Source organism: Janthinobacterium sp. UMAB-60 (assembly GCF_900095235.1).
Lineage (GTDB): Bacteria > Pseudomonadota > Gammaproteobacteria > Burkholderiales > Burkholderiaceae_D > Janthinobacterium.
On sequence record NZ_LT607505.1, the window covers coordinates 10466 to 20862 of the forward strand.

The window sequence follows — 10397 nt, forward strand, 5'->3', positions numbered from 1 at the left end:
TGTGATACGCTGCTCGCTCCATCACACAGGAGCGACGCATGCAGACCGACAGCGGCCCGGCAGCCCCATCCGACACCTGGCTGGGCAAGCTGGGGCCAGGCCTGATCACGGGCGCGGCCGACGACGACCCCAGCGGCATCGCCACGTATTCGCAGGCAGGCGCCCAGTTCGGCTTCGGCATGTTGTGGACCGTGTGCCTGACCTTCCCGCTGATGCTCGGCATCCAGGTCATCAGCGCCAAGATAGGCCGGGTCAGCGGCCATGGGCTGGCGACGAATATCCGCCGCCACTATCCCCGCTCTTTGTTGTACGCCATCGTCGGCTTGCTGCTGCTGGCCAATGTCATCAATATCGCCGCCGACGTGGCCGCCATGGGCGACGCCCTGACCCTGATCATCGGCGGTCCCACGCACCTGTACGCCGTGGGCTTTGGTTTGCTGTCGCTGCTGCTGCAAGTGTTTATCCCCTATCAGAAGTACGTGCGCATCCTGAAATGGCTGACCCTGGGCTTGCTGGCCTATGTGGCCACCGTGCTCACCGTACACATTCCCTGGGGCGAAGTGGCGCTGCGCACCGTCTGGCCCCGGTTCGCCTGGTCGGCCGCCTCGGTGACCATGATCGTGGCCGTGTTCGGCACGACGATCAGCCCCTACCTGTTTTTCTGGCAAGCCTCACAGGAAGTGGAAGACTTGCAGGCCGATTCCAGCGCGCAAGCCTTGCGCCGCACGCCCGAGCAGGCGCCACGGCAATTCCAGCGCATCAAGATGGACACGGCCATCGGCATGGGTTTTTCCAATCTGGTGGCCTTCTTCATCATGCTGACGACGGCCGTGACCCTGGGCGCGCAAGGCATCACGCATATCGACACGTCCGCCCAGGCCGCTTCCGCCCTGCGCCCTATCGCGGGCGAGTTCGCGTTTGCCCTGTTCAGCCTGGGCATCATCGGCACGGGCTTGCTGGCCATTCCCGTGCTGGCCGGCTCGGCCGCCTACGCCATGGCGGGCGCCTTCCACTGGAAAAACAGTCTGGAACTGGCGCCCAGGGCGGCCAAGAAGTTTTACGGCATCATCGTCACGGCCACCGTGATCGGCGCCGCCCTGTGCTTTTCGCCGCTCGACCCCATCAAGGCCCTGTACTGGAGCGCCGTCATCAACGGCGTCATTTCCGTGCCCATCATGGCCCTGATGATGGTGATGGCCTCGCGCCCCGCCATCATGGGCACCTTGACCATTTCGCGCCGCCTGCGGGCGCTGGGCTGGCTGTCGACCATTGTCATGGCGACGGCCGTGCTGGCCATGTTCGCCACGATGGCGTTTTGACGAGCATCAAGTCCGTGGCTTGAGCATGCCTTCCACGATGCCCAGCACGGTCTGGCGCGGCAGCAAGCGCGGCAGCCAGGCCAGCAAGCGGTTGGGCCGGCCCGCCACATGGCTGCTGCGGCCCCGGTCCAGCGCCCGCAGCGCTTCATCGACGACGGCTTGCGGCGCCATGCGCTTGCCCACGGCCGCTTCGGGCGCGGCCACCACGTCGAAGAAAGCCGTTTCCGTGGCGCCCGGGCACACGGCCAGCACGCGCACGCCGCGGTTGCGGTTTTCCGCCCACAGCGCTTCCGAAAACGACAGCACGAAAGCCTTGCTGGCACCGTAGACCGCCATGTAGGGATCAGGCTGCAGGGCCGCCGTGGACGCCACGTTGATGATGGCGCCCCGTCCTTGCGCCAGCATGTGTGGCAAGGCGCAATGCGTCAGTTCCATGAGGGCCGTGCAATTGACGGCCACCTCGGCCGCCTGGCGCGCGAGAGCGATGGTCTCGAACCTGCCATGCGTGGCGAACCCCGCGTTATTGATCAGTACGTCGGGCGGCATGCCCAGCGCGCAGGCCTGTGCATGGGCTAGTGCAGCGGCGCCGGGCAGGCTCAGGTCGGCCACCAGCGCGTGCGCGCGGATGCCGTGGCGTTGGGAAAGTTCCTTGGCCAGGCTGTCGAGCACGGCGCCCGAGCGGGCCAGCAACAGCAAATGCGCGCCGCGCGCGGCCAAAGTTTCCGCAAAGACGCGGCCGATGCCGGACGAGGCGCCCGTGATCAGCACGGTTTGATTGGTATAGTTGAAGGCGGTCATGGCAATTGAATCGTAGTGGAGAGAATTTCACTGTAAACTGTGGTCTTTAGTCCACGGTCAAGCGTGGAACGCAAAAAACTGCGCATGGCTGCGTTGCATTGGCTTGCCGTACTAGCGTACTGTCTGCGCCAATACGCCTTGCCCTGCACATTTTTCGCGTTCCACAAATTAGTAGAAAGTCAAAAAAATATGCGCATCGGAGAAATCACCCGCCTGACGGGCGTCAGCAAGGACACGGTGCGCTTCTACGAGCGCCAGGGGCTGCTGGACGAAGCCCCGCAGCCGGGCATGACGAACAATTACAAGGAATACTCGGCGCAAGCCTTGCGACGCATCGAGCTGATCGGCCACGCCAAGGCGCTGGGTTTTACCTTGAAGGAAATCGCCGAAGTCATTGCAGTCTGGCAGGAAAACGCGCTCGATGCGGCAACCAAGCGGGTCATGCTGGAAACGAAAATTGCCCAGATCGACGACAAGGCCCGTTCGATGGCCGTGCTGCGCGCAGGCCTCGTCGACGCGCTGGCCAAGGTGGAGACGGGCTGCGAGGACGGCATGGCGGTCGCAATAAATTTACAAGGATAATCAATGACTTATTACACGCAGTACCGTCACCTGGCGCTCGAGGGTGCCAAGCCTGCCCCCACCGCGCAGCAGATCGCCGCCATCGAAACCTTGCTGGAAGCGCCGCTGCCGCCCGCCTTCCTGGCTTTTTTACAAGTCGCCAACGGTGCCTGGTTCGACTACACCACGGATGTGCCTGATGGTAATGGCGGAGTGGAAAAAATGGGGTTCAACACCTTCTTCAGCGCCGACGAAGGCGATTTCTGCGATGAAACGCTGGTAGGCGAAATCCGCGCCGCTCGCAAGCATACGGACATGCCGGTGCGCATCCTGCCCTTCGCCCGCGATGGCGGCAATTCCATGGTCTACCTGGATTTGACGGAAGAAGGCGGCGGCCGTGTGCTGGCCTATGTGCAGGAGTTGCCGGAGTGGACCGGCAAGCGCGCCCACGGTTTCATCGAACTGGCGCCATCGTTCGATGCCTGGCTGGACAGCCTGTATATCGACCGTGACACGGTGCTCGAAGAACTCGAACACAGCGTCTCGGAGCCATCCCACCTGGACGCGATGTCGGAATGGCTCGATATCGGCATGCCCGCCTGGCGCCGCGATGCCGGCATCGCCGCCCTGTTTGCTCTTAAACAAGTTGAACTGTGCGCTAGCGAACAGGATTAGTCCTACGGGCATGGCCGCGCCTGTCCTATGGGTGTGCGCAGGCTGACGGCTTAACATTGCCATCAGCTTGTAGAAAAAACCATACCCGAAAGGAATCCCATGCGCATCTCCACCACCAGTTCCCGTACCCCCTCCCTGAAGAGCGTGGCCATCGGCGCCGCCGTGGCCCTGTTGAGCGGCATTGCCATCAACAGCATCGCTGCTGCCGCACCGGGCGCGTACGACAAGCAATTCCTCAGCAAGGCTGCCGACGCGGGCAGCACGGAAATTGCCGCCAGCAAAGTGGCGCAAAGCAAGAGCAGCAATCCCGAGGTGAAGAAATTCGCCGACGCCATGGTCACGGACCACGCGAAAGTGGCTGAGGAACTGAAACAGCTGGCCAGCAGCAAGCAGATCGAAGTCAGCGACCAGCCCGGCGCGAAGCACCAGACGCAGATCGACAAGCTGAGCCGACTGGAAGGCCAGCAGTTCGACAAGGAATATGCGGCCAGCATCGGCGTGGCCGCGCACAAGGAGGCCGTGAAATTGTTTACGGATGCGAGCCAGAAGGCCAGCGATCCCGACATCAAAGCCTTTGCCGCGAAAACATTGCCAGCACTGCAACATCACCTGGACATGGCCAATGCCCTGCACGCGTCCCTGGCGAAGTAGACGGCCATACACGGTAATAAACGGGTAAATGCTTGCTGTACATGCTGTACGGCAAGCATTTCCGCTCTTGGCATACAATGCGGCAACTTCGTTTTCGGCCCCGCCATGACCTCATGCAGCTACTCAAGAAAACCGGCCTGATCGCCGTCGCCCTCCTGTTCGCCATCGTGCTGGCAGGCTGGCTCTTCATCAAGGTGAGCGCGGCCCGCAATGCCAGCGTGTATGCCCAGCAATGGAACGACCAGCGCACGTGCGTGATCAAGACCTATGTGCCCCATTATGGCAACGGTGTGCCGCACAATATCGTGCGCGCGCTCAGCACTTCTACCTTCTTCCGCGTCTACCACAAGGATGGCTCCTTGCTGGAAAGCACGGAATGGGTGCTGGACATGCATGAAGACGGCATTCTCGACCATGCGCACTGGGGCCAGAACCAGTCCCGCGCCATCTATCCGACGGACATGGGCTACGAGGGCTAGACCTTGCCTGAATGCGCGTGAACGGGGAGTCATTGTGCAAAAACAAAATGGACTGCGCGGCCCCTGGGTCGACCTGCCGTATGAACCTACGCTGTACCACTTCCTCGGTCCCTTCGACGTGTATGACCGCGAACACACCCTGGGCGTGGAACTGGACACCTGGGACATGAACGACCCGCTGCAGCGCGCGGCGCTGATACGGCGCGACATCACGTCGCAATACAAGGAACTCAGCTACCGCCACCGCCATGCGCTGGTGGCCGTGCTGGCGCAGGCGCTGCACGACCCCGGCTACGATTTCCAGGCCATCCTTGAGCATGATCCCGAAAGCACGCACGCCCTGCCCGCCTTGTGGGATGAAATGGCCGACCCGCGCGCCTTTTTCGCCGATATCTACCGGCTGGCGCAACAGGATTGGGCCGACGACCTGGCGCGCGCGGCGGCGGAAGACCCTGCCAGCTGGTAGCGCGGCGCGCATGCCACACTAGTGTATCGATAGCCGGCAGCGGCCTTTCCCCTCTGAAAATCCCATGGCGGCAACGTGCACGCGATGTTGCAAAAACACCCCATTCAAAAAAAATCTGTTGCACCAGCGCATGCCCGCTGGCATCGCGCTACCATGAACCGTCAGCACTCCCCCCACCGCACCGGTTCTCTGCCGGCTTTCCCTGCCGCAATGTGAAGGAGATTCTCATGTCCAAGTTCGCCCCTGCCATTTGCCTGTCGCTCATGCTTGCCGCCGCCACCTTGCCTTCCATCGCCAGCGCGGCCGACGGCGGCGCCACGCGCGCCGACGCCGAAGCCATGGTCAAGAAAGGCGTGAGCTACATCAAGAGTGCCGGCGACGCCAAGGCGTATGGCGAGATCACGGCCAAGGCGCCGCAATTCATCCTGCATGACCTGTACCTGGTCGTGTATAAACTCGACGGCACGGTGGTCGCGCATGGCGCCAACCCGAAAATGGTGGGCAAGAACCTGATTGAACTCAAGGATATCGACGGCAAGGCCTTCGTCAAGGAAAGAGTCGACCTGGCCAAGAGCAAGGGCAAGTTCTGGCAGGAATACAAATTCACGAATCCGGAAAACAAGAAGATCGAACCGAAGGCCATGTACTGCGAAAAACTGGCCGACACCGTCGTCTGCGGTGGCATTTACCTGTAGCCGGCCGCCGCGCCGCCAGCGCCGGGATGGTTTTTCGCTCTCTTGACGATATGGATTCCGATGAAAATCGCACAGAAGATGTTGATCGTCCCGCTGGTCGCGCTGGCTTGCCTGCTGGCCATGGGGGCCTTCTCCTACTTCGCCATGCAGCAGAACGAGCAGCGCATGCGCGAACTGAAAGACGTCACCCTGACGGCCGAACGGCTTGCCAATCAGCAAGCTATTGCCCTGGGCCAGGTACACGCCGATGTGTATGCGAAGATCGCCATCGCCGCCAGCCTGACGGACGAGCAGTTCAAGCAATTCGGCGCGCAAACGGATGGCCAGCTTAATGCCATTGCGCAAGGATTGAAGGAACTGCAGAAATTCTCGGGCGCCGCCACGGAAGCGGCCCAGGCCCTGCCGGGCCTCGAACGCTACCGCGCCAGCGTGGCGCAGGCGCTGGACCTGGCGTCGATGGACCCGAATACGGGCGTGGCGGCGATGCAAAATGCCGCTACGCACTACCAGCAAGTGCGCGGGCAGCTGCGCCAGGTGTTGCTCAACCTCGACCACCGCACCGTCGACGCGCTGCAGGAAACAAAAACCGCGGGCCAGCGCGCCGGCTGGCTGTCGCTGGGCACCATGGCCATCGGCTTTGCCTTGCTGGCCCTGATCGCCACCTGGGTGGCCCGTTCCGTCGTGCGCCCCATCGACGAGGCTTGCCGCGCCGCCGAGTCGCTGGCCGCCGGCGACCTGACCATGCGCATCGACGCCCAAGGGGACGACGAGGTGGGCAAGCTGTCGCGCGCGCTGGCCACGGTCTTGAAAAACTGGAACACCTTATTGGGCGAGATACGCCAGGCGGGCTCCACCATCACGGTGGAAGCGAGTGAAATCGCACTCGGCAATGCGGACTTGTCGGCCCGCACGGAGTCGCAAGCCCATTCCTTGCAAGAAACGGCGACCTCGATGCACGCCCTGACCGATACCGTGCGCGAAAACGCCAGCCATGCGCACCAGGCCAACCAGATGGTGCTGTCGACCTCGAACGTGGCGCTGGAAGGCGGCCGCGTGGTGGGCCAGGTGGTCGAAACGATGGGTTCGATCAAGGCCAGTTCCGGGCGTATCGTCGACATCATCGCCGTCATCGACGGCATTGCCTTCCAGACCAATATCCTCGCCTTGAACGCGGCCGTGGAAGCGGCACGCGCGGGCGAACAGGGGCGCGGCTTTGCCGTCGTCGCCACCGAAGTGCGGGGCCTGGCGCAGCGCTCGGCCACGGCGGCGCGCGAAATCAAGCAGCTGATCGAGGATTCCGTTGCCAGGATAGAAACGGGCAGCGAGCTGGCCGACAGCGCCGGGCGCACCATGGGCGATATTGTCGCTTCCGTGCAGCAGGTGACGGAAATCATGAACGATATCACGGCGGCCAGCCAGCGCCAGAGCAAGGGCATCGAGGAAGTCAACAATGCCATCACGGAAATGGATGAATTGACCCAGCGCAATGCCGCCCTCGTCGAGCAATCGGCCGCCGCCGCGCAAAGCATGCAGGACCAGGCGCATGATTTATTGCGCGTGGTCGATGCCTTCCGCCTGGGCGACGGCGGCCCCCCGCTGCTGCCGCGCTAGCGCGGTGACTGCATGGCCGCTGCCGCGCAGTCGAGCATCCGCTTGCCTGCCGCCACCAGTGCCGGATCGTCCTCGTGCTGCAGCAGCGTCCCAACGACGCTCTGGTCGGCAACGCTGCCCTGCATGGCGGCCAGGCGCGCCACGCGGTCTTGCATGGCACCATCGCCGATGGTACGGGCACTGAAAAAGCTGTACAGGCCGGCGATTTCGCGTTGGTGCAGCCATTGCATCAATTGCACCAGGCGCGCCTGCTCCACATAGCTCAGTTCGCTCACCTTGCGCTCCGCCAGCGCCTCATACACTTCCAGGCGCGCCATCCAGTTGCCCTGTGCGGCAGCCGAAAGCAGCTGGTCCCAGGCGGCACCGGCGTGCAACACGGGCCGCGGCTGCAGCTGATAGGCCAGCACGGCTTGCTGCTGCGGCAATGCGCCGTAAGCCGTGGGCGCCTTGCAGACAAACTGGCGCGCATCGGGGCCGCCTTGCCGCAAGCCGCTGGCGATATGCCGCTCCATCTTGTCGCCGATGGACAGCAGGCGCCTGGCGTGTTCTTGCACGGACCACTGCGGCGGCAATTTGCCCAGCCAGGCAAGCGCATCGTCGTTGGCCCGGACCGCCAGCTCGTAGGCTACCGCCTTGGCCTGTTGATCTTTCTCTCTAGCCAGTTTTTCCGCATCCTGTCTGATATCGTATTGGCTGCCGCTTTGCTTGAGTTTCAGGCATGACTGGAAGGCGGCAGGCGCTTCTTGCCAGCAGCGAGCCGGCACCGTGAACGTCCAGCGCATGCTGACCGTTTCCAGGACATACGTCTCTTCGCCCTCTTCTGCCTTGAGATAGGCGCGGCCGTCCGCCTTGGTCACGCCTTTTGTCAGCTGCTTGCCGCCAGCCGTGCTCCAGGTATACGGATCATCGTCTTGCGGCACGCCGGGCACGGCGTACAGGGTCAGGTAATGGCCGGCGGCTGGTGCATTGGCCGCATGGCTCAGCGGCGACAGCAGGGACAAGGTGAGTAAAGTTTTTTTAGGCAACAGTTTCAGCATGTAGCAATCGTATCAATGAAGTTCGGTATGGCAGGCGCAGTCGTGGCCGCTGGCCGCCTCGGACAGGTTTTGCAGAATCGCGCAGTCTTGCGACGGCTGCGGCTGGTCGCACTGGTGGCGCAGGGTCACCAGTTGCTGCTGCAGGGTTTGCAGGTTCGCCATTTGCTCGGCGATGCGCAGGATATGGTGGTCGAGCAGCTCATTGACGCTCTGACAACCTTCGGCCGGATTGTTCTTAAATTCCAGCAAGGCGCGGATATCGGTCAGGCCGATCTGCAAGGAGCGGCAATGACGGATGAATTGCAGCCGTTCCTGGTGTTCTTCGCGGTATTCGCGGTAGCCGGCACTGTTGCGCCCCGGCTCCTGCAGCAAGCCCGCCTTTTCATAGTAACGCACAGTTTCCACGTCACAATCTGTCCGTTTGGCCAGTTCTCCGATACGCATGGCATCCCCTTTTCATTCTTTCTTGCAAATTCGCTTGACCCTGTAGCGGCTACAGGGTTTCTAATGGAAGCATACACCAATCCAGAAGGATGATGCGATGCCACACGATAGCCATAACCACGCGCATGAGCACGATCATGAGCACGATCATAAGCACGACCACGATCATGAGCACGAACCCAGCCCGGCGCCCACGGTGGCCGGCTGCTGTTCCAGCCAGCATGCATGCTCGTCCACGCCAGGCCTGCCCAGCGCCCCCATCGCCGGCGCGAGCACGGCCAAATACCGCATCGCCAACATGGATTGCCCCACGGAAGAACGGCTGATCCGCAACAAGCTGGCCAATATGGCGGGTGTCGTGGGCCTCGATTTCAACCTGATGAACCGCGTGCTCGACGTGCATCACACCCTGCCTACACTGGCCACGGTGGAAGCGGCCCTGCACGGCATCGGCATGCAGGCGATTCCCATGGAAGCGGACGCCGTCGTCGCGCGCGATCCGAACGAAGGCAATCTGTCCGGCCTGCAAAAAGGCTTGCTGGTGGTCTCCGGCCTGGCCGCGGCGGGCGCCGAGGCGCTGGCGTGGACCACGCACGCAGACAGTTCGCCCCTGGTCATCGCCCTGGCCCTGCTGTCGATTGCCACGGGCGGCTGGCCGACCCTGAAAAAGGGCTGGATCGCCCTGAAAACGTTCACCTTGAACATCAATTTCCTGATGAGCCTGGCGGTTTTCGGCGCCATCGCCATTGGCCAGTGGCCGGAAGCGGCCATGGTCATCTTCCTGTTCGCCATCGCCGAGCTGATCGAAGGCTTGTCGCTGAACCGCGCGCGCAACGCCGTGCAAAGCCTGATGCAGCTGGCGCCCGACACGGCCACGGTCGCCGACGCCAGCGGCGCCTGGAACCAGGTCAGCGTGGCCACGGTGGCCATCGGCACCTTGATGCGCGTGAAACCGGGCGAGCGCATCGCGCTCGACGGCATCGTGCAAAGCGGCGAGTCGTCCGTCAACCAGGCGCCGATCACCGGTGAAAGCATGCCGGTGGACAAGGCCGTGGGCGACGTCGTGTATGCGGGCACCATCAATGAACGGGGCTTGCTCGACGTCACCGTGACAGCCAACAGCGGCAACAGCACGCTGGCGAAGATCGTCAAGGTGATCGAGGAGACCCAGGGCAAACAGGCGCCCACACAGCGCTTTGTCGACAATTTCGCCCGCTACTACACGCCCGCCGTGGTCGTGTTTGCCATTCTGGTGGCCGTGCTGCCGCCCTTGCTGTTGGGCCAGCCCTTCATGGCCTGGATCTACAAGGCCTTGGTGATGCTGGTGATCGCCTGCCCGTGCGCGCTGGTCATTTCCACGCCCGTCACGGTGGTCAGCGGCCTGACGGCGGCCGCGCGGCGCGGTATTTTAGTGAAAGGCGGGCAATTCCTGGAAACCGGTTATCGGATCAAAGCCATCGCCGTCGACAAGACGGGCACCTTGACCATGGGCAAACCGGCCGTGACGGATGTGGTGGCATTGGCAGGCAACGACCGCGACGCCATCCTGCTGCTGGCCGCCAGCCTGGACGCCAATTCCGCCCACCCGCTGGCCGCCGCCATCGTCAAGGCGGGTCCGCCCGCCAGCAGCCACCTGCCCGTGAGCCAGTTTGCCGCCCTGC

General features: G+C 62.9%; 12 protein-coding genes. 9 read left to right on the forward strand and 3 right to left on the reverse strand.

What is annotated here, in order from left to right; translation table 11 throughout:
- The first annotated feature begins 38 nt into the window (after window positions 1-38).
- Entirely contained in the window at window positions 39-1319 is a 1281-nt protein-coding gene (locus tag K0F86_RS25645) for an NRAMP family divalent metal transporter (protein ID WP_219136955.1), read from the forward strand.
- A 6-nt stretch (window positions 1320-1325) separates the two neighbouring features.
- Here K0F86_RS25645 and K0F86_RS25650 read toward each other — a convergent pair whose 3' ends face one another.
- Window positions 1326-2117 carry an SDR family oxidoreductase gene (locus K0F86_RS25650; RefSeq protein WP_219136956.1) on the reverse strand — a complete coding sequence of 264 codons (792 nt, stop codon included), beginning with the start codon at window positions 2115-2117 and terminating at the stop codon, window positions 1326-1328.
- A 189-nt stretch (window positions 2118-2306) separates the two neighbouring features.
- Here K0F86_RS25650 and K0F86_RS25655 point away from each other — a divergent pair, with 189 nt between their 5' ends.
- From K0F86_RS25655 to K0F86_RS25685, 7 genes are all read left to right on the forward strand, one after another.
- Window positions 2307-2699, forward strand: a complete 393-nt coding sequence (locus tag K0F86_RS25655; RefSeq protein WP_219136957.1) for a MerR family transcriptional regulator — start codon at window positions 2307-2309, stop codon at window positions 2697-2699.
- A gap of 3 nt (window positions 2700-2702) precedes the next feature.
- The gene (locus K0F86_RS25660) at window positions 2703-3353 is read left to right on the forward strand and encodes an SMI1/KNR4 family protein (protein WP_219136958.1); all 651 of its coding nucleotides are present in this window, start codon (window positions 2703-2705) and stop codon (window positions 3351-3353) included.
- A 99-nt stretch (window positions 3354-3452) separates the two neighbouring features.
- Entirely contained in the window at window positions 3453-4004 is a 552-nt protein-coding gene (locus K0F86_RS25665; RefSeq protein ID WP_219136959.1) for a DUF4142 domain-containing protein, read from the forward strand.
- 113 nt (window positions 4005-4117) lie between these two features.
- Window positions 4118-4483 (forward strand): hypothetical protein, encoded by a 366-nt coding sequence (locus K0F86_RS25670; RefSeq protein ID WP_219136960.1) that lies wholly within the window; start codon window positions 4118-4120, stop codon window positions 4481-4483.
- Window positions 4484-4517: 34 nt separating this feature from the next.
- Window positions 4518-4949 carry a hypothetical protein gene (locus K0F86_RS25675; RefSeq protein ID WP_219136961.1) on the forward strand — a complete coding sequence of 144 codons (432 nt, stop codon included), beginning with the start codon at window positions 4518-4520 and terminating at the stop codon, window positions 4947-4949.
- A gap of 227 nt (window positions 4950-5176) precedes the next feature.
- Window positions 5177-5644: a cache domain-containing protein gene (locus tag K0F86_RS25680; RefSeq protein WP_257572367.1), complete on the forward strand. Its 468-nt coding sequence runs from the start codon at window positions 5177-5179 to the stop codon at window positions 5642-5644.
- Window positions 5645-5704: 60 nt separating this feature from the next.
- Entirely contained in the window at window positions 5705-7255 is a 1551-nt protein-coding gene (locus K0F86_RS25685; RefSeq protein WP_257572368.1) for a methyl-accepting chemotaxis protein, read from the forward strand.
- Here the strand turns inward: K0F86_RS25685 and K0F86_RS25690 are convergent.
- Both K0F86_RS25690 and cadR read right to left on the reverse strand, forming a co-directional pair.
- Entirely contained in the window at window positions 7252-8292 is a 1041-nt protein-coding gene (locus tag K0F86_RS25690) for a hypothetical protein (RefSeq protein WP_219136962.1), read from the reverse strand. The genes K0F86_RS25685 and K0F86_RS25690 overlap by 4 nt on opposite strands.
- Before the next feature lie 12 nt (window positions 8293-8304).
- Entirely contained in the window at window positions 8305-8736 is a 432-nt protein-coding gene (gene cadR / locus K0F86_RS25695; protein WP_034787498.1) for a Cd(II)/Pb(II)-responsive transcriptional regulator, read from the reverse strand.
- Window positions 8737-8833: 97 nt separating this feature from the next.
- Here cadR and K0F86_RS25700 point away from each other — a divergent pair.
- Window positions 8834-10397 (forward strand): HAD-IC family P-type ATPase (locus tag K0F86_RS25700; RefSeq protein ID WP_257572369.1); only part of this gene is annotated, 1564 nt, incomplete at its 3' end.